Annotated in this window: 15 protein-coding genes and 1 tRNA gene; 7 read left to right on the plus strand and 9 right to left on the minus strand. The window is 63.6% G+C overall.

Annotation, left to right across the window (positions count from 1 at the left end; translation table 11 throughout):
• Window positions 1-24: 24 nt before the first annotated feature.
• On the minus strand, window positions 25-1,209 hold the full coding sequence (locus tag GLW01_RS02845) for a pyridoxal phosphate-dependent aminotransferase (protein WP_151439027.1): 1,185 nt from the start codon (window positions 1,207-1,209) through the stop codon (window positions 25-27).
• Window positions 1,210-1,317: 108 nt separating this feature from the next.
• On the opposite strand from GLW01_RS02845, the gene uvrB reads away from it, so the two are divergent.
• Window positions 1,318-3,345, plus strand: coding sequence for an excinuclease ABC subunit UvrB (gene uvrB, locus GLW01_RS02850; RefSeq protein WP_160898062.1), 2,028 nt, complete (start codon window positions 1,318-1,320; stop codon window positions 3,343-3,345).
• 345 nt (window positions 3,346-3,690) lie between these two features.
• Here uvrB and GLW01_RS02855 read toward each other — a convergent pair whose 3' ends face one another.
• Window positions 3,691-4,896: a cation diffusion facilitator family transporter gene (locus GLW01_RS02855; RefSeq protein WP_095617470.1), complete on the minus strand. Its 1,206-nt coding sequence runs from the start codon at window positions 4,894-4,896 to the stop codon at window positions 3,691-3,693.
• Window positions 4,897-5,330: 434 nt separating this feature from the next.
• On the opposite strand from GLW01_RS02855, the gene GLW01_RS02860 reads away from it, so the two are divergent.
• Window positions 5,331-6,356 (plus strand): quinone-dependent dihydroorotate dehydrogenase, encoded by a 1,026-nt coding sequence (locus tag GLW01_RS02860; protein WP_160898063.1) that lies wholly within the window; start codon window positions 5,331-5,333, stop codon window positions 6,354-6,356.
• A gap of 179 nt (window positions 6,357-6,535) precedes the next feature.
• Here the strand turns inward: GLW01_RS02860 and rmf are convergent, their stop codons facing one another.
• The gene (gene rmf / locus GLW01_RS02865) at window positions 6,536-6,748 is read right to left on the minus strand and encodes a ribosome modulation factor (protein WP_151439031.1); all 213 of its coding nucleotides are present in this window, start codon (window positions 6,746-6,748) and stop codon (window positions 6,536-6,538) included.
• Window positions 6,749-7,059: 311 nt separating this feature from the next.
• Between rmf and rlmKL the strand changes: the two genes are divergently transcribed.
• Complete coding sequence (gene rlmKL / locus GLW01_RS02870; protein WP_160898064.1) at window positions 7,060-8,577, plus strand: bifunctional 23S rRNA (guanine(2069)-N(7))-methyltransferase RlmK/23S rRNA (guanine(2445)-N(2))-methyltransferase RlmL; 1,518 nt, start codon at window positions 7,060-7,062, stop codon at window positions 8,575-8,577.
• 9 nt (window positions 8,578-8,586) lie between these two features.
• On the opposite strand, the gene GLW01_RS02875 is transcribed toward rlmKL, so the two are convergent.
• Both GLW01_RS02875 and GLW01_RS02880 read right to left on the minus strand, forming a co-directional pair.
• On the minus strand, window positions 8,587-9,204 hold the full coding sequence (locus GLW01_RS02875; RefSeq protein WP_151439033.1) for an outer membrane beta-barrel protein: 618 nt from the start codon (window positions 9,202-9,204) through the stop codon (window positions 8,587-8,589).
• Window positions 9,205-9,291: 87 nt separating this feature from the next.
• Window positions 9,292-9,786 (minus strand): hypothetical protein, encoded by a 495-nt coding sequence (locus tag GLW01_RS02880; protein WP_095617465.1) that lies wholly within the window; start codon window positions 9,784-9,786, stop codon window positions 9,292-9,294.
• A gap of 83 nt (window positions 9,787-9,869) precedes the next feature.
• Here GLW01_RS02880 and GLW01_RS02885 point away from each other — a divergent pair, with 83 nt between their 5' ends.
• Window positions 9,870-11,168: a M18 family aminopeptidase gene (locus GLW01_RS02885; protein ID WP_160898065.1), complete on the plus strand. Its 1,299-nt coding sequence runs from the start codon at window positions 9,870-9,872 to the stop codon at window positions 11,166-11,168.
• Window positions 11,169-11,179: 11 nt separating this feature from the next.
• On the opposite strand, the gene GLW01_RS02890 is transcribed toward GLW01_RS02885, so the two are convergent.
• From GLW01_RS02890 to GLW01_RS02900, 3 genes are all read right to left on the minus strand, one after another.
• Window positions 11,180-11,255: transfer RNA gene (locus GLW01_RS02890), tRNA-Asn, on the minus strand.
• 20 nt (window positions 11,256-11,275) lie between these two features.
• Window positions 11,276-12,313 (minus strand): lipase secretion chaperone, encoded by a 1,038-nt coding sequence (locus GLW01_RS02895; protein ID WP_160898066.1) that lies wholly within the window; start codon window positions 12,311-12,313, stop codon window positions 11,276-11,278.
• Window positions 12,314-12,373: 60 nt separating this feature from the next.
• Entirely contained in the window at window positions 12,374-13,324 is a 951-nt protein-coding gene (locus tag GLW01_RS02900; protein ID WP_151439036.1) for an esterase/lipase family protein, read from the minus strand.
• A 211-nt stretch (window positions 13,325-13,535) separates the two neighbouring features.
• On the opposite strand from GLW01_RS02900, the gene GLW01_RS02905 reads away from it, so the two are divergent.
• Window positions 13,536-14,513 (plus strand): YheT family hydrolase, encoded by a 978-nt coding sequence (locus GLW01_RS02905; protein ID WP_151439037.1) that lies wholly within the window; start codon window positions 13,536-13,538, stop codon window positions 14,511-14,513.
• Here GLW01_RS02905 and GLW01_RS02910 read toward each other — a convergent pair.
• Complete coding sequence (locus tag GLW01_RS02910) at window positions 14,510-15,112, minus strand: arylesterase (RefSeq protein ID WP_160898067.1); 603 nt, start codon at window positions 15,110-15,112, stop codon at window positions 14,510-14,512. The two genes, GLW01_RS02905 and GLW01_RS02910, sit on opposite strands and share 4 nt — an antisense overlap.
• Before the next feature lie 110 nt (window positions 15,113-15,222).
• Here GLW01_RS02910 and GLW01_RS02915 point away from each other — a divergent pair, with 110 nt between their 5' ends.
• Together GLW01_RS02915 and GLW01_RS02920 are read left to right on the plus strand one after the other, a co-directional pair.
• Complete coding sequence (locus GLW01_RS02915; protein ID WP_340162427.1) at window positions 15,223-15,924, plus strand: ABC transporter ATP-binding protein; 702 nt, start codon at window positions 15,223-15,225, stop codon at window positions 15,922-15,924.
• On the plus strand, window positions 15,921-18,407 hold the full coding sequence (locus GLW01_RS02920) for an ABC transporter permease (RefSeq protein WP_160898068.1): 2,487 nt from the start codon (window positions 15,921-15,923) through the stop codon (window positions 18,405-18,407). The genes GLW01_RS02915 and GLW01_RS02920 overlap by 4 nt, the downstream gene beginning before the upstream one ends.
• Window positions 18,408-18,451: the final 44 nt, after the last annotated feature.

Below are 18,451 nucleotides of genomic sequence, written 5' to 3' on the forward strand. Positions count from 1 at the left end.
TATTAGGGGCGCTTGGCCCCTTCGTCAAGTCTTGAGAGCCTTCCCGAGTCGCTCGATGGCGTTTTTCAGGTTATCCATGCTGGTGGCGAAGCTCAGGCGCATATGGCCCGGGGTGCCGAAAGCGGAGCCGGGAACCAGGGCGACGCCGGCGGTGTTGAGCAGGTGTTCGGCCATTTCCACGTCGTTGTTCACGCCCTCGGTCGCCTCGATGGCGCCCTGGAAGCCGGGGAAGGCGTAGAAGGTGCCATCGCTTTCGATGCATTCCACACCGGGCAGTTCGTTCAGGGCCTTCACGACATAGTCATGACGCTCGTGGAAGGCCTTCAGCATCTCGGTGACACACTCCTGGGGGCCGTTCAGGGCGGCGGTGGCGCCGGCCTGGGAGATGGAGGCCGGGTTGGAAGTGCTCTGGGACTGGATTTTCTTCATGGCGCCGATCACATCCGCCGGGCCAGCGGCGTAGCCGATGCGCCAGCCGGTCATCGAGTAGGCCTTGGAGACGCCATTGAGTACGAAGGTGCGATTCTTGAGCGAAGGCGTGGCGTTGACGATGTTGATGAACTCGCCGTTCCAGAGGATGTGTTCGTACATGTCGTCGGTGGCGATCATGACGTCCGGATATTCCTCCAGGACTTCGCCGATGGCCGCCAGCTCCTCGCGGCTGTAGGCCTTGCCGCTGGGGTTGGAGGGGCTGTTGATCACGACCAGCTTCGTGCGTTCGGTCAGCGCCCCCCGGATCTGGTCTGCAGTGACCTTGAACCCGGTGTCGGCGCTGCTCTCAAGGATGACGGGCGTGCCCTCGGCGATCTTGACCATATCCGGGTAGGAGACCCAGTACGGCGCGGGGATGATGACCTCGTCACCCGGGTTCAGCAGGGCCAGGGCCAGGTTGAAGAAGCTCTGCTTGCCGCCGCAGGAGACCAGAATCTGGTTGCGTTCGTAGGTCAGGTTGTTGTCCCGGCGGAACTTCTCGATGATGGCGTCCTTGAGCTCGGGCGTGCCGTCCACCGGGGTGTACTTGGTCTTGCCGGCATTGAGGGCGTCCACCGCCGCCTGCTTGATGTGCTCGGGGGTATCAAAGTCGGGCTCGCCGGCACCCAGGCCGATGATGTCCTGGCCGGCAGCGCGCAGCTCGGCTGCCTTGCTGGTGATGGCGAGGGTGGGTGAGGGCTTGATCTGCTGGACGCGGTTGGACAGTTGCGCGCTCAAACTCGGGCTCCTGTTGAAAAGTCGGTGTGCCGGAACAACGTTGTGAACATGATAGCATGAGCTTTCCTGCCATGTGCGATCCCCCGGATCCGAAAGAGACGTAACCCTATGTCGAAAGACGACCTGACGTTCCGAGTGGCTTCGGATTTCGAGCCTGCGGGCGACCAGCCCCAGGCGATTGAGAAGCTGGTTGAGGGCATTCATGACGGCCTGATGCACCAGACACTGCTTGGTGTTACCGGCTCGGGCAAGACCTTCACCATGGCCAAGGTGATTGAGCAGGTGCAGCGCCCGACCATCATCATGGCCCATAACAAGACGCTGGCTGCCCAGCTCTACGGTGAATTCCGGGACTTCTTTCCGGACAACGCCGTCGAGTACTTCGTCTCCTATTACGACTACTACCAGCCGGAGGCCTATGTGCCGGCCTCGGATACCTTCATTGAGAAGGATGCCTCCGTGAACGAGCACATCGAGCAGATGCGGCTTTCCGCGACCAAGGCCCTGCTGGAGCGCCCGGACGCCATTATCGTCTCCACCGTGTCCTCCATCTACGGCCTGGGGGATCCGGAGTCCTACCTGCGCATGATCCTGCACGTGACCCGGGGCGAGCAGGTGGACCAGCGCGACATCGTGCGGCGGCTGGCGGAGCTGCAGTACACCCGTAACGATACCGAGCTGCAGCGGGGTAATTACCGGGTGCGCGGCGAGGTGATCGATGTTTTCCCGGCGGAGTCCGAGGACCAGGCGGTACGTATTGAGCTGTTTGATGACGAGGTGGAGAACATCGCCTGGTTCGATCCGCTGACCGGGGAGATCATCCAGCGTGTGCCGCGTGTCACCATCTACCCCAAGACGCACTATGTGACGCCGCGCGAGAAAATCCTGAATGCGGTGGATTCCATCAAGGAGGAGCTGGATGAGCGCTTGAAGCAGCTGCGTGCCAACAACAAGCTGCTGGAGGCCCAGCGGCTGGAGGAGCGGACCCGCTACGACATGGAGATGATGCTCGAGCTGGGGTACTGCAACGGCATCGAGAACTACTCCCGCTACCTGTCGGGGCGCGAACCGGGGGCGGCACCGCCAACGCTCTTCGACTATCTGCCCGACAACGCGCTTATGATGATCGACGAGTCCCACGTGACCATTCCCCAGATCGGGGGCATGTACAAGGGCGACCGCTCGCGCAAGGAGACGCTGGTGGAGTATGGCTTCCGCCTGCCATCGGCCCTGGACAACAGACCCATGCGGTTTGATGAGTGGGAGCGCATAGCGCCCCAGATGATCTTTGTTTCAGCGACGCCGGCCAAGTACGAGGCGGAGCATGCGGGCCAGGTGGCCGAACAGGTGGTACGGCCTACGGGGCTGGTGGATCCGGAGATCGAGGTGCGCCCGGCCACGACCCAGGTGGATGATCTGCTTTCGGAAGTTCGCCGCTGTGCTGAGGCAGGGGAACGGGTGCTGGTGACCACCATGACCAAGCGCATGGCGGAGGATCTGACGGACTTCCTGGAGGAGCACAATGTGCGGGTGCGTTATCTGCACTCGGATGTGGATACCGTGGAGCGTGTGGAGATTGTGCGCGATCTGCGCCGGGGTGAGTTCGATGTGCTGGTGGGTATCAACCTGCTGCGCGAGGGGCTGGATATGCCCGAGGTCTCGCTTGTGGCGATCCTGGATGCGGACAAGGAGGGCTTTCTGCGTTCGGATCGATCCCTGATCCAGACCATGGGGCGTGCTGCCCGGAATGTGAATGGCAAGGCGATCCTGTACGCGGACCGTGAGACGGGGTCGATGCGCCGCGCTATTGATGAGACGGAGCGCCGGCGCGAGAAGCAGATGGCTCATAACGAGGAGCACGGGATCACGCCCAAGGGGCTGGATAAGAAGGTGGCGGACATCATGGAGGGTGTGCATGTGCAGCGTAAGCGCGGCGACGGGAGCCGTGAGGTGGCCGAGTCGTCGGCGGATTATTCGGTGGATGTGCACGGCAAGGATGCGGATCAGATGATGAAGGAGATCGACCGGCTTGAGGATGAGATGTACAAGGCGGCGTCGAATCTGGAGTTTGAGAAGGCGGCTCGGTTGCGGGATGAGGCGAATAAGTTGAAGGAGGCGGCTTTAAGATATGGCTGAGAGGCGTCGTCTCAAACCTGTTGGTCTATTGCATGGTGGACGGGCTTCCGGGGATTGCTCTCCGGGAATCGCCACAAGTACGTCCCTGTAGGCTGCGCGGTGGCCGTCCCTGGCCACCGAGCTTCCCTCCGAGCAATCCCCGAAATCCCGCCCACTGATCATCCAGTTGCAATCGTCGACCAGCGCCGTGCATCACGGGCTGCTTCAGCGTTTGAACATTTCGTTCAGGGGAGCAGGGGATGCTCGGAGGGAAGCTCTGGAGCCATGGATGGCGGAAGAGCAGCGTACAGGGATGTATTTACAGCGTTTCCCGGAGAGCATCCCCTGCTCCCCTGACGCCTGGGGTTAGTTCTGGTTCGGCCCGGTGCGGAACTCGTCCGCGTACCAGATGCGGATATCGCCGATCCAGGGCAGGTCGCTGGTGCGGGACTTGAGCTGGCAGGTGAGGCACTGCTGGTTGCGGGAGGCCTCGTTCACCGCCGTGCGGCTTTCCAGGTAGAGCTCCACGGAGACTTCGTCCGACAGGTAGTGCAGCCGGGGCGGGCAGGTGTTGTGGAAGTTGATCAGGTCGCCCCAGCGTTCCTCCAGCTGGTTGGCCACGGCGCTGCGTGAGGGCAGGATGGCGGCGTGAACGTTCTGCTGGACGGCTTCGTCCTCGGCGTCGATGTGGAAGGTGACCTCGCGCACGTCCGGGACGGCTTCCAGGAGGCGGTGTTCAGCGCGCACGCCGATTTCGTGGCCCTCGGAGACGCTGACTTCGGGGTCCACCTGGAGGTGGATGTCGAGGAGGAAGTCGGAGCCCATGCGGCGGCTCTTGATGGCGTTCACCGAGCGGACGCCTTCGGTGGCTTCGGCAACCTCGCGCAGGTGGCGCTGTTTGTCCACCGGCATGGCGGTGTCCACCAGTTCCTTGACGTTGTCCCAGGCGAGGTGCCAGCCGACACGGGCAACGATAACGGCGATGCCACAGGCGGCGACGGCGTCGAGCCAGGGATAGCCCAGCATGGCGCCGGAGGCGCCGAGCATTACCACGATGGAGGAGAAGGCGTCCGTGCGGCTGTGCCAGGCGTTGGCCACCAGCAGGTCGGAGCGTATGGCTTTCCCCACCCTGAGGGTGTAGTGGTAGATCCATTCCTTGCCGAGGACGGCAGCAGCGGCCACCACCAGCACGGGCCAGCCAGGCACGCCGAGGTCGACGTGCATGACCCGCTGCACAGCTTCCCAGGCAAGGACGCCGGCGAGTGCGATCAGGGCGCTGCCGAGTATGACCGCGCCCAGGGTCTCGAAGCGTTCGTGACCGTAGGGGTGGTCTTCGTCCGGCTCCTCACGGGAGATACGGAACAGCACCAGTACCATGATGTCCGAGGCGACATCGGAGAAGGAATGGACGCCGTCCGCGATCAGGGCATACGAGTTGTAGAAAAAGCCGATGATGACCTTCACAACGCCCAGCAGGGCATCCAGAACGAGCCCGACGAGGGTTACCCGGCGAGCGGACTGGAGTTCGCTTTCCGGCGCATGATCAAGGGCTGTGTCTTCGGATGCATTCATAAACCGCACTGCTTCTCTCGGGCGCGCTCAGGATAACCCGGATACGGCGACCGGGGACAGGGCGCAGTGTAAATGGTCTGGCCAACCTTTTCATCCTTCAATGGTAAGGATTGGGGTTGATTTTATGCACAGAAGTGGTTCCGGGGCCTGTTGTTCGCAAAATGCCGTCAAAAGCCGGACTTAGCGCACGGACTTTTATAAGTATCTGAAAAACAATAGAAAATTATTGGTCAAAAAATAAACAATCTGTAGATTTCCGCCATTGGCAGGCGGTTTGGCGGTTTGCCACAAAAAAATTCACAGAGTTTTCCACAGATTCCGTGGAAAAGGTCACGGCGCTGTCATCGTTCTGACACGGAAAGCCTTTCGCGGCCACCGCCTCCATTCCTGTATACTGCTGGCTTTACAGCAGAAAACCACCCCGGTGATTCCCCATGTACCAGGCCCTGCGCCCCCTTTTTTTCCGGCTTCCTCCCGAAACGGCCCACTGGCTCGCCCTGGAATCGGCCCGGGCGGTTGCGGGAAGCGGGCTGCTTGGGCGTCTGTGGCCCGCACCCCCTGCTGCGCCCGTCGAGGTGATGGGGCTGACCCTGCCGAATCCGGTAGGGCTGGCCGCAGGCCTGGACAAGGAGGGACGCTACATTGATGCTCTGGGGGAGCTGGGATTCGGGTTTCTGGAAATTGGCACGGTCACCCCGCGTCCGCAGCCCGGAAACCCGAAGCCCAGGCTGTTCCGCCTCCCGGCTCATGAGGCCATCATCAACCGCATGGGGTTCAACAATCATGGCCTGGAGGCCATGGTCGCCAATATCCGGGCCAGCCGCTATAGCGGCATACTGGGGATCAATGTGGGCCGTAACAAGGATACCCCGGCGGATCAGGCACTGGATGACTATCTGGCCGGGATTGAGCGCATGTGGTCGCTGGCGGATTATCTCACCATCAACGTGTCCTCTCCCAACACGCCCGGTCTCCGGGACCTGCAGCATGGGGACGCACTGCGGTCGCTGCTGGCCGGGATCCGGGAGAAGCAGCTGGCGCTGACCGAGTCCATGGGCCATTACGTGCCCATCGCGGTCAAGGTGGCGCCGGACATGGATGAAGCCGCCGTCCGCTTTATGGCGGAAACGCTGCGTGAGGTGGGGATGGATGGCGTCATCGCCACCAATACCACGGTGGATCATTCAGCGGTGCTGCGGGATCCACTGGGCGAGGAAACCGGAGGCCTGAGTGGTCGCCCGCTGGCTGAGCCTTCCACAGCGGTGATCCGCCAGCTCCGTGCTGAGCTGGGGGTGGATTTCCCCATCATCGGGGTGGGCGGCATTACCAGCAGTGCCGCGGCGCTTGCCAAGATCCGGGCGGGGGCTTCGGCGGTCCAGCTCTATTCCGGGCTGATCTATCGGGGTCCGCATCTGGTGGCGGACTGCGCTCGCGCCATTGCGGGTGGTTCCGGGGCCTGAACGAAAACGGGCCCGCGCCGGCGGGCCCGTGGGGGACGAGTGGTCCCCCTTTCGCGTATGCAGAGATGGAGCCTCTGTATGTGTCAGGGGGCGAGTGGCCCCCTCAGGTCTGTAGCCCCTTTACGGTGGCATGCAGTGCTTTCAGGTTTTTCCGGGTTGGCCGCCTCGCGGCGGTCAGTTCACGCTGTCAGATTCGGCATCTTGTGTATTGAGGAGACACCCTGTGTCAGTCCGCTCCAATGGTCTTCCCGACCTTCCCGCCACCCGTTCATCCATTCCTGACGGGTTTCCGGTTTATCCAGTGGGCAGTTTTCCTTGGACCTGCCGGACAAACCTGCCATATAACCGCGTTTGTAGGCGCGGGCTGACATGTCTCGCTTCTGTCTTTTCATGCTCTCTACCTCATGTGGTCACATCGGTCATGAGCGTGCGCACGAATCCGCCACCCTTCATTGAGCGCCCGTCGCGGTCTGTCGGCAGCGTGAAACCGACGGTGATCCGCTCAGGGGCGTTGGCGGATGGATCGATCCTGTCAGGGCCCTTGCCGCCCGATCTTCTCAGGCGGTGTCATTGACGCGTCATAGTCAGTAAAGCGCAAAATCTGAGCAGTGTATACCCAGATAAAACCAATCATGCCCGGGGTTCTGATTGGCGACGCCAATAACCCTTCTGTGACGGGCACAAACGCCAAGGATCCGTGGAATTGAAGACCGATGATTTTTTTGTAACCGCCTCATGGGGCCTTCTGGAGCTGCTGGCGGATGAGATGGCCGCCTTTGGTATTGAGGTGACCGGGCGTGCGTCCGCCGGGCTCTGGGTGCGAACGGACATGGCCGGTGCCCGTGGCATATGCCTGTGGTCTCGGCTGGCAAGCCGGGTCACTCTGCATCTCCACCGGGCGCCGGCGGACAGTGCGGACACCGTCCGCAGGGCGGCGAGAGCCATTCCCTGGGAGGCGTGGCTGCGGCCGGAGATGACGTTCCGGGTCCGTTTCCAGGGCACCCATGGGGACATCCTGAGCCCGCGTTTCGGCGCCCAGTGCGTCAAGGACGGGTTGATGGAGCGGGTCCGGAGCCAGGGGGGAGCGGAGCCGATCATGACGCCTGATCAACCGGATCTGCCGATACAGGCAAGGCTGCGCCACGGCCAGCTTGAGCTGGGGCTGGATATGGCCGGTGTCAGCCTGCACCAGCGTGGATACCGCAGCGAGGCCGGCGAGGCACCGCTGCGCGAAACGCTGGCCGCCGGGCTGCTGTACCGGGCCGGCTGGCCGGAGGTGGCCAAAGCGGGCGGGGATCTGGTGGACCCGTTCTGCGGCTCGGGGACCATCCTCGTGGAGGCTGCCATGATGGCGACGGATACCGCGCCGGGGCTGTTCCGTGGCTTTGCCTTTGAGGGCTGGCCGGGGGCGGTTACCGAGGGCTGGCCCGCGCAGCGGGCGGAAGCGGACGAGCGCCGGAAACAGGGGCGGGCGGACAGTCGTTCCCGCTTCCGCGGTACGGACATGGATGGTCGTGTGGTGGCGGCCGCCTGGCGCAACATTGAGCGGGCCGGTTTCAGTGACCGGATCCACGTGGAGAAATGCGACGTGGCGGAGTGGCGTATGCCGGAGAAGGCCAGAACCGGCCTGATCCTGACCAACCCGCCCTACGGTAATCGGCTGGAGTCCCGGGAGCGGGCGGCGGAGCTGTTCCGGATCCTGGGGGAACGACTCCGCAGCGAGGCTGTGGGCTGGCGTTTCGGGCTGCTGCTGTCGGAATCGGAGCTCGGCCACCAGCTGGGCCTGCGCTCACGGCGCCAGTACCGGTTCTACAATGGCTCACTGGAAACCACGCTGCTGCTGTTCGACATCCGCGAGAACGAGTTCCGTCAGCCGGAGCAGTCGCTGGAGGAGTTGCGCACGGGCATCCCGGAGCCCGCGATCCACAACGAGGAGCGGGCTGCAATGCTGGCCAACCGCCTGCGCAAGAACCGGCGTCACCTGCGCCGGCGGATCAACCAGGCGCCTGACGAGTCCCACTGCCTCTATGATGCGGATATACCGGAATACGCGGTTCGCATCACCCAGACCGGGGAACAGTTGACGGTTACGGAGTACGCGCCGCCGGCCTCGGTACCGGAGAAGGCGGCCCGCCAGAGGCTTGCGGAGGTGCTGGCGGTGGCGCCGGACGTGCTGGGGATGGATCCCGGGGCGGTCTCGTACGAGTACGTCAGGCGCTGAAGAAGCCGCTCAGAAGTCCAGCCGCAGGCCGACGTTCCACTGGCGGATCCGGATGCTGGTGGTAGTGTCCTGATGCAGTTGGCCGTATTCCACGAACAGGCTGGAATTGCCGATGAAATCCACATCCGTGCCCACCAGCCAGCTGCGGCTCATACTGGTTTCGAGGTAGGGCTCCTCGGTCACGGTCACATTGCCGTCGTCATCCTCACTGGTGCGCGTGGCCGTGGTCTCCACGTGGCTCATGCCGAACTGCGCATAGGCGCGTGAGAACATGGTCCAGTGGTAGTAGACGCCGATGTAGGCGCTGGCGTAGTAGTCGATGTTCAGTTCCAGATCAGCGGTCTCTTCCTCGGGGGAGGGCGCTGCGCCCCCCCTTGCCTCAACCTTGATGTGGTCATTCAGGAACTTGCCGAACACGATGCCCGAGGTGGTGACGGTGGCCTTGCCATTGCCGCCACTGAGGTTCTTGTGCCGGAAGTGCGAGCCGGTTACGCCGAGATAGTACTCGCCGGCCTTGCTTTCAGCTTCCGGCTGCTGGGGGCGCTGTGGTCTCTGCTGGGCCATGGCCGGCAGGCTGGTGACCACCAGGAGCGCGGTGCAGGTCAGGAGAACGGGAATGCGGCGCATAGGCTGGCTTATCCGTGGCGCTGAATTGCCGCGGATTGTCACCCACCTGCAGCGCGCTGTCGTCGAAACCGGTCACAAAGTCCGCGTTCAGCCGGAAGAGTCCGGATCGGTGAGGCCCTCCTCGCGTGCGAGCAGCAGCTGGGCATAGACCGCGTTCTCCGCCACGCTGGCATCCAGCGTCTCGCGCAGGATGATGTCCTGGTAACGGTCATTGAGGCTTTCAAAGCTCTCATGATGGAGCAGGGCGGTCATTGGGGCCAGTTCGAACCCGGCCTGGATGCCCAGGGCCTCGCAGAGGAAGTCCAGCAGCTGATCGTCCGGATCCAGGCCGTCCGAGAACACCGTGGTTTCCCCCAGGTCCTCGTTCATTTCCCGCAGCACATCCACCGGTGCCACGCCCCGGTCGCGGAAGAACTCATCGTCCAGCAGGCGCTCATCCAGGTCCTCTGCCAGCCAATCATCCTCCGGGCGGATGATGACGTACTTGATCCGGCCGTCGCTCAGTGACCAGGCCACGGCGGTGGGGAACAGCTGCGGCCCGTTGTCGTCGTACTCGAATTTGAGAAACTGTGGAATCCGCATGGGGGTGTCATCCTGCGCTATGCTGTGGGAGCCCAATGGTAAACCCGCACACTTTCTGAGGCGAGACGCAGACGGGAGTCCGCATGGAACTGAATACTTTCAATGAGGGCCTGCTCGAGTTCCTGGGGCAGTCTCCAACCCCCTGGCACGCCGTGAGCAACATGGCCGGGATGCTCGACGCCGCTGGATTCCAGCGCCTGGACGAAGGCGACCCCTGGTCCCTGGCGCCGGGGCAGGGCTATTACGTGGTGCGCAATGGGTCGGCGCTGGTGGCATTTCACACCGGCCGGCGATCGCCCGCGGAGGCAGGCTGGCGCATGATGGGCGCGCACACGGACAGCCCCTGCCTGCGCGTGAAACCCAACCCGGAGATCCGCCGGAACGGCTGCCTTCAGCTGGGCGTGGAGGTCTACGGTGGCGCACTGCTCAATCCCTGGTTCGACCGGGATCTATCCATGGCGGGACGGGTGACCTATGAAGACGATCAGGGGCGGAGACGGGATACCCTGGTCGACTTCCGCCGCCCCGTGGTGGTGATTCCCTCGCTGGCGATCCACCTGGACCGGGACGCCAACAGCAGTCGCAGCATCAACAACCAGCAGCACCTGCCCCCGGTTACCCTGCTCACCGCCGAGCACCCGGATACGGATTTTGAGCAGCTGTTGGCGCAGCAGTTACGGGCCGATCAGCCGGGAATCAACCTGCGCCGGATCCTGGAGCATGAGATCTGTCTCTATGATACCCAGGCCCCGGCCCGAGTGGGCATGGCCGGGGAATTCATCACCTCCGCCCGACTGGACAATCTGCTCAGCTGCTGGCTGGGCATGCAGGCGTTGTTGGCCTCGGACGGTACCCAGCCGGCCCTGGCGGTGTTCAATGATCATGAGGAAGTGGGCAGCATGACTGCCGAGGGTGCTCAGGGCCCCCTCCTGGAATCCGTGCTGCAGCGCTGGGTCGGGGGCGAGGATCGGCACCGGGCACTTGCCCGTTCGATGATGATGTCCGTGGATAACGCCCATGCCATCCATCCCAATTACCCGGAGTATTACGATGACGCTCATGGGCCGGTGATGAATGAAGGGCCGGTGATCAAGATCAACCGCAATCAGCGTTACGCCAGCAGTACCCGCACCAGTGGCCTTTTCCGGCACCTGAGTGGTGAACTCGGGGTGCCCTGCCAGACCTTTGTGGTGCGTTCTGACATGGGGTGTGGTAGCACCATCGGTCCACTGACCGCCGCAGGTATCGGGATCAGTACTCTTGATGTGGGGGTCCCCCAGCTTGCCATGCATTCCATCCGGGAGATGGCCGGAAGCCGTGATGCGCACTCGCTCTATCGGGTATTGCGCCGCTACTTTGAACTGGACAGTCTCTGGGACTGAAAGGCGGGAATTGGCTCCCCGAGCTGGGCTCGAACCAGCGACAACCTGATTAACAGTCAGGTGCTCTACCAACTGAGCTATCGGGGAGCTGCAGAAGAGGGCGAATACTACCCATCCTGGCGTGAGGCGTCAATCCGGGACAGGGCCCGGGCACGGCGGCGTTCCGCTTCCGAATCGAAATGCTCTGAACGCAGCCGTTCCAGCGCCCGGCGCAGGTCGGATTCGGTCAGGCTGTCATTGCTCCGGATACGCTGTTTTTCCCGCTGGTAGCGCGCCAGCCGTTGCTGCCACCGGGCACGCTCCTCATCCAGTTCCGCCAGCTGGTCAGCCGCCTCCGCTCCGAGTTCGCGGCTGCGCAGGGCGTGGATCTCGGCGTCACTGGCCCCATCCTCGCGCATCCGGCGCGTCTTCTCACGCAGGGTATTGTAGGTCCGCGAGCGCTCCCGCACCTGCTGGACGTGCTCCGGCAACATCTCTTCGAGATCCCGCAGGCGCTTGCGTTTTTCGTCGGCGCTGAGGTCCGGGTTATTCTCGATCCGCTGGCGGGCCAGCTGATTTTCGATCCGCTGCTGTTCTCGCCCGAAGAAACCCTCGGTCATGGCCTCGCCCAGGTGATTGCGGCGCAGCTGCTTCAGCTGGTTCAGCACGTGCCGGGTCTGCTCCGGGGTCACCTCGCCCATCCGGGTTTCCAGGTTGCCCGCGGCCTCCCGGTAATCCAGGTAGCGGTCGAGCGCCTCCATAACGTCCTCGCGGATCGCCCCGGGCACCTCCCTCTCAACCATGGCCTGGCGCATGCGATCACGCATGGCGGCTTCGTCGTCCTGTGACCGGGTCAGGCCGATGAAAAAGTCCATGAATCGGCGCAGGTCCCGGTCAAAGACCAGGTTGCCGTTCATGTCCACCCTTATGGCCCCGTCAATGGCAATGTTCTTGACGGTGTCATCCAGGGGCAGCGCCTGCTTCGGGGGTTCCCTGGGGGGACTGTTGCGGTTACCGGCGGTGGCCGGGGTGTCATGCTTGAGGGTCGTCACCGAGCCTGCCGGGGAGGGAGCTTCGGGGCTTTCCGGTGACAGCAGGAAAAGACTGAATCCGAGTGTGGCGATGCCGGCAAAGGCACCCGCCAGGATTCCTTGTCTGATGCCCATGTCAGAGTACTCCTGTGCTCCCGGCCCACAGGGGGCCGGGATGCTCTCTGGGATGCAGGATCAGAGTCCGGCCTGTTGCAGACGGTTGGCCTGTTGGCGGTAGAGCTCGACCGGATCCGCTGCATGGCGGGAGGTGATGCCGAACAGATGGTTCACCGTGTCCAGGTGGTTGAGCTCATAACCGACACTGATGACCCTGCCCAGTTTCATACTGCAGGCGGGAACCAGTCCGTCGTTGGGCTCGTCAATGAGGGTGCCGGTCGCCGCCAGCAGAGGATCACTGGCATCCAGAAGGTTGGTCTTCACCGCGTCCCCGCCCCAGGAGTAGTAGCGGATACCGTTTGCTTCCGCCGCACCATCGTTGCCGCAGTACTCCGAGGGAACACCGGCCGGGAAGTCCTGGTTGAAGGCAACGCTGCCCTCAGTGCTCAGTGACTGGATGGCGGCGCCGGTATCCTGGGGCAGACCGCCGCCGGAGGCACCGTCCACGATGCTGAATACAATGTCGCCAAGGCCATCGAGCTCGCCGCTGGCCGTCGCGTCCGCCACTGGCGTACCCCAGTTGACGCCGCTCACGCTGGTCGCTGAGGCCACCAGGTCCGGCGCTACACCCGCCACGTAACGCACTGTTGGTCCGCCATGACTGTGACCAATCAGGTTCACCTTCTCGGCGTCGGTGGTGGCGACAATCTCCTGAACCTGGGCCAGAAGCTGTTCGCCACGCACTGCTGTGGAGTTGGCGGCCGAAACCTGTGGCACGTAGACCTCGGCGCCATCCTCGGCAAGCGCTCCGGGGATGCCGTTGAAATAGTCAACAATCCCGAAGAGGTTATCGAAGCCGGAGAGCCCGTGGACCAGCACGATCGGGTGCTGGGTTTCGGTGTAGCCCTGGTCGTCGTTACCCCAGCTGAAGAAGCTGTCGAGTAAGCCGGCACTGGCACTGTGTGCTCCCAGAGTGAGGGCCAGGGCCGTGCCCGTGAGGACCGGTGCGGTATGTTTGCGGAAGGTCATATCGATTTCCTTTTGTTGTTGGTCGATTAACCGTTTGTCAAAATCTGATCCAATCACAAAAAGTCGCGTCACGACATTGTTCGCGAAGGCATCTTTGTTGTTCCGCCCGGACAATGGCCGAACGTTATGTAAACTGGTGACGTGGATCACAGAGTTCAGCGGATCAAAAGCACTTCCGGAGCGGGCGGGCAAGCCGATACACTCGTCTCCCATGACGCAGAAAAACCGCAGTAACGAGCAGTTCCAGCCCCCGGTGTGGCTCCGTAACCCCCATCTGCAGACCGTCTGGCCCACGCTTTTCCGCCGGATCGACTTTGTGCCGGATGCCGCGGAAAGACTGGAGACGCCGGACAATGACTTCCTGGATCTCGACTGGTACCAGCGCGGCAACGGACGGCTGCTGGTACTCAGCCATGGGTTGGAGGGCTACAGCCGCCGCCCCTACATGCTGGGTATGGTGCAGGCGGCGCTTGCCTGCGGCTGGGACGTGCTGGCCTGGAACTTCCGTTCCTGCAGTGGTGAGATGAATCGCCAGCCCTGCTTCTATCACAGCGGTTCCAGCGACGACCTGTCGCTGGTGGTCGAGCGGGCGCTGGCTGAGTCGCCGGCCTATGACAGCATCGCGCTGGGCGGTTTCAGCATGGGTGGCAACGTCACCCTGGTCTATCTGGGGGAGCGTGGGGCGTCACTGGATCCCCGGATCCGGGGCGCCGCGGTTTTCTCGGTGCCCTGCGATCTGGCGGGCAGCGCCCGGGAACTGGCGAAGCCCGGCAACCGCTTCTACATGAGCCGCTTCATGGATGAGCTGAGAGTCAAGATCCGCGCGAAGCACGAGCTCTATCCCGATCTCATCCCGCTGGAGGGACTGGATCGCATGAAAACCTTTGCAGAGTACGACGATCAGTACACCGCGCCCCTGCACGGATTCCGGGATGCTGAGGACTACTGGTACCGCTGCTCCAGCACCCGATTTCTGGGTGGTGTCCGGGTGCCGGCGCTGATCGTCAACGCGGCGGATGATCCCTTTCTGACCCCCGGAAGCTATCCCCATGCAGAGGTGATGGACAACCACCGGATCAGGCTGGAAGTGCCCCGATACGGCGGCCATGTGGGGTTTGTGGGGGATGAGCGCAACGGGCAGTACTGGTCCGAGTGGCGGGCGATGCGGTTCCTTGAGTCCCTGGACTAGTCCGTTTCCGCCAGCAGCGGCTGCAGCGCCTGCCACACGCGATCCCGTATCAGCGGCTGAGCCTGGGCCGTGGGGTGGATGCCGTCGTCCTGCATCATGCCGTCCCGGTTGTGGATTGCCTCAAGCAGGAAGGGGATGAAGGCCAGATCCTTTTCCTCTGCCAGAGTTTGATACTGCTGGCGGAACGCGTCCGTATAGGCGCGCCCGTAGTTGGGCGGGATCTCGGTGCCCACCAGCAGAACCCTCGCACCGTCGGCGCGGATGCGTTCAACCATGCTGGTGAGATTGGCGTGGATGGTAGCCGGGTCCTTGCCACGCAGCCCGTCATTGCCGCCGAGTTCCAGGATGACCAGCTCCGGGGACTGGGACTCCAGCATCCGGTCGATCCGCCGCAGCCCGCCGTCAGTGGTTTCGCCGCTGATGCTGGCATTGACCACGTCCCATTCCGGCGCCTCCTGCGTCATGCGCTCCTCCAGCAGGCTGACCCAGCCGTTCTCTTCAGCCATGCCGTAGGCCGCGCTCAGGCTGTCGCCGTAGACCACCAGGGTGTTCGCCTGGGCCAGCACGGGCAGGAGGGCAGCCATAAGAACCAGCGTCATGGCCCGCAGGAATGAACCGGGCAGGCTTTCGCGCGTATCAAGTGAGGGTATACCGCGCCAAGTGTGGCGATTAGGATTCACAGCTGTCATAGACCAACCGGAGACCATGGGTGAGTAAGGCAACTGACGCAATCATAAGGGCACAGGACCTGAGTCACCAGGTGGAAGTGGGGGCGGAGACTCTGACCCTTCTGAGTGACATCAACCTCAGCGTCGCCGCAGGGGAGTCGGTGGCCATCCTGGGCCGCTCCGGTTCGGGCAAGACCACGCTGCTGGGCCTCCTGGCGGGGCTGGACCTGCCCTCTTCAGGAACCGTGGATCTTGCCGGTGAGCGCATCAGTGCCATGGATGAGGACAGTCGGGCCCGGCATCGCGCCAACCGGGTGGGCTTTGTGTTCCAGTCATTCCAGCTGCTGCCCACCCTGAGTGCCCTGGAAAACGTTCTGCTGCCGCTGGAACTCGGTGATGTACGTGATGCCTCGGGCCGGGCAAAGGAACTGCTGGAGCGTGTGGGGCTGGGCGAGCGCCTGGGCCACACGCCCCGTCAGCTTTCAGGGGGTGAACAGCAGCGCGTGGCGATTGCGCGGGCCTTTGCCGCCAACCCGGCGGTGCTGTTTGCCGATGAGCCCACGGGTAATCTGGACACGACCACGGGGCAGCAGATTGCAGACCTACTGATGGCGCTCAACGCTGAGCAGGGCACCACCCTGGTGCTGGTGACCCACGACGAGGAACTGGCAGGGCGCTGCAACAGGCGCATCCGAATGGACGGTGGCAGGCTGCTCGACGCAGCCACGGAGCCTTCCTTATGAGCGGTCTTCACCGGCTCGGGTGGCTCTCGCGGCGGGACTGGCGCCAGCGGGATGTGCGGGTGATGCTGGCCTCGCTCATGGTGGCCGTGGGAATTGTGGCAACCATTGGACTGTTTGCTGACCATCTGCAGCGCACCATCATGACCTCGGCCACCAGCTTCCTGGCCGCGGACCGTCAGCTGGCGTCCTCCCATCCACTGCCGGAGGCTTTCCGGAGCGAGGCGGAGAACAGGGGGCTGGCCACCGCCCGCCAGATCGCGTTTGCCACCATGCTCCAGGGTGGGGAGGGCATGGAACTGGTACGCGTGCGGGCGGTGGATGGCGACTACCCCCTGCGCGGTGAGGTTGAGATTCAGGACGCGCCCGGCGAACCGCGCCGTATGGTGGGTCATGGCCCGCAGGAAGGTGGGATATGGGTGAACTCGCGCCTTCTCCGGCTTCTGGATGTGGCCCCCGGAGACCGCGTCGGCGTCGGCGACGTGCGCCTGCGTATTACCGGTGTTCTGGTGCGCTCCCCGGATGCGGGTTTTGACCTGGCAGCACTGGCGCCGAGGGTGATGATGCATCACGCGGATGTTGAGGCGGCCGGGGTGGTGCAGCCGGGCAGCCGCGTGACCTATCGGGACCTTTACGCCGGTACGGAGTCGCAGCTCAGCGGTTTCCATGAATGGCTGCAACCCCGGCTCAGGGAAGGGCAGCGCTGGCGCAGTGTAGAGGATGGCCAGGCTGGTGTCTCGGATGCGCTGGACCGGGCGGAGCGTTTCCTGCTGCTGGGCGGGAGTCTGGCAGTGCTTCTGGCGGCGGTCGCGGTGGCCGTTGCCAGCCGCCAGTATGCTCTGGGCCAGCGCGACACGGTCGCATTGCTCAAGACCCTGGGGCTGGACGGACGTACCATCGGCCGGCTCTACCTTTTGCGTCTGGGGCTCTGGGGTGTGGTCGGTACAGGCCTCGGCCTGTTGCTCGCGTTGCCGCTGTTCGCGGTTCTGGCCCATATCGCCAACCGCTTTCTCGAGGAGCCGGTGGCCTGGCAGGTGAGCCCGACGGCACTGCTGCCGGCGCTGGTCACCGCCTTCGTGGCCCTGTTCGCCTTTGCCTGGCCGCCCATCCGGCGCCTTCGTGGCGTTACCGCCATGCAGGTGCTGCGGGCGGCACCGGGGGAACAGGGACGCTGGGTAGTACTGGACCTGACGGTTGCGGTGGTCGCCATATTCGGTCTGCTGTGGTTCTACAGCGGTGAAGTCTGGCTGGTGCTGGCGCTGCTGGGGGGGCTGGCTGCGTTGCTGGCGGTGCTGACACTGCTTTCCGCAGGCATCGTCAGCATTCTCGGGCGCATCCGGGGCGGCAATCGCGCCTGGCGTCTGGCACTGGTGGCGCTGTACCGCCACCGGCGCTCCGGGCTGGCCCAGATGTCGGTCTTTGCCATGGTTCTGATGCTGGCGGCGACACTCTTCCTGACCCGCTCCGCGTTGCTGGAGGACTGGCACCGCCAGCTTCCGGAAGATGCGCCCAACCATTTCCTGATCAATATCGCGCCGGAAAAAGTGGAGGCCGTGGGCGACTTCCTCGAAGCGCATGGCATGAGCTTTGAGGCCCTGTACCCCATGGTCCGGGGCCGGCTGGTGCGGATCAATGGCGAGCCGGTGCGCCAGGCCGTCTCCAAACACGACGAGATCGGCGCTCTGAACCGGGACCTGAACCTGACCTGGATGGCAGAGCTGCCTTCGGACAACCGTCTGCAGCGGGGGCAGTGGTGGGATGACACCGGTGGCGAGGGCGTCTCGGTTGAGGCTGAGCTGTTCGAGGAAATGGGGCTGTCGATGGGCGATGAGCTGACGTTCCGGATCGGGGGACAGCAGGTCACGGCGCCGGTACGCAGTGTGCGCAGTGTGCAGTGGGAGAGCATGCGGCCGAACTTCTTCATGGTGTTCGCGCCGGGCAAGCTGGATAACCTCTCTGCCACCTGGCTGACCAGCTTCCACCTGGAGGAGGGGCGCAAGGATCTGCTCAATGAGCTGGGTCGGCAGTTTCCGGCAGTGTCGATCCTGGAGGTGGACCACTTCATCGAGCGCATCCGGAGCATCATCGCCCAGGTGACACGGGCCATGGAGGCCCTGTTGAGCATGATCCTGGTGTCAGCGCTGCTGGTGATGGCGGCCGTGGTCAGTGCCACCCTGGGCGCACGCCAGCGCGAGGGCGCCCTTCTGCGGACTCTGGGCGCGCGGCGGGGGTTGCTGGTGGGGAGCAGCATGCTGGAGTTCGCACTCATGGGGTTGATCGCAGGGTTTCTCGGGGTGCTGGCAGCGGAGCTGGCAGTGTGGGCGCTGCAGTACCGGCTGTTCGAGGGCAGCTTCCGGCTGCACGCGGAGCTCTGGCTGGTGCTTCCGGCGGTCAGCGCTCTGGTCCTGGCCCTGATGGGGCGCTGGCAGCTGTCACCGGTGCTTAACGTCTCGCCCATGCTGCTGTTACGCCGACTGGAAGACTGAGCCCGTGGAAAAACGGCGGGCGAGCCTGCATACTATCAGGGTTC

The organism is Vreelandella halophila (assembly GCF_009856365.1).
Taxonomy (GTDB): domain Bacteria; phylum Pseudomonadota; class Gammaproteobacteria; order Pseudomonadales; family Oleiphilaceae; genus Halospina; species Halospina utahensis_B.

Excerpts from the sequence above, each read along its gene's own strand:
- uvrB (WP_160898062.1), top strand. The coding sequence starts at position 1,318 with ATGTCGAAAGACGACCTGACGTTCCGAGTGGCTTCGGATTTCGAGCCT.
- GLW01_RS02855 (WP_095617470.1), bottom strand. The coding sequence starts at position 4,896 with ATGAATGCATCCGAAGACACAGCCCTTGATCATGCGCCGGAAAGCGAA.
- GLW01_RS02860 (WP_160898063.1), top strand. The coding sequence starts at position 5,331 with ATGTACCAGGCCCTGCGCCCCCTTTTTTTCCGGCTTCCTCCCGAAACG.
- rmf (WP_151439031.1), bottom strand. The coding sequence starts at position 6,748 with ATGAAAAGACAGAAGCGAGACATGTCAGCCCGCGCCTACAAACGCGGT.
- GLW01_RS02875 (WP_151439033.1), bottom strand. The coding sequence starts at position 9,204 with ATGCGCCGCATTCCCGTTCTCCTGACCTGCACCGCGCTCCTGGTGGTC.
- GLW01_RS02880 (WP_095617465.1), bottom strand. The coding sequence starts at position 9,786 with ATGCGGATTCCACAGTTTCTCAAATTCGAGTACGACGACAACGGGCCG.
- GLW01_RS02885 (WP_160898065.1), top strand. The coding sequence starts at position 9,870 with ATGGAACTGAATACTTTCAATGAGGGCCTGCTCGAGTTCCTGGGGCAG.
- GLW01_RS02895 (WP_160898066.1), bottom strand. The coding sequence starts at position 12,313 with ATGGGCATCAGACAAGGAATCCTGGCGGGTGCCTTTGCCGGCATCGCC.
- GLW01_RS02900 (WP_151439036.1), bottom strand. The coding sequence starts at position 13,324 with ATGACCTTCCGCAAACATACCGCACCGGTCCTCACGGGCACGGCCCTG.
- GLW01_RS02905 (WP_151439037.1), top strand. The coding sequence starts at position 13,536 with ATGACGCAGAAAAACCGCAGTAACGAGCAGTTCCAGCCCCCGGTGTGG.
- GLW01_RS02910 (WP_160898067.1), bottom strand. The coding sequence starts at position 15,112 with ATGACGCTGGTTCTTATGGCTGCCCTCCTGCCCGTGCTGGCCCAGGCG.
- GLW01_RS02920 (WP_160898068.1), top strand. The coding sequence starts at position 15,921 with ATGAGCGGTCTTCACCGGCTCGGGTGGCTCTCGCGGCGGGACTGGCGC.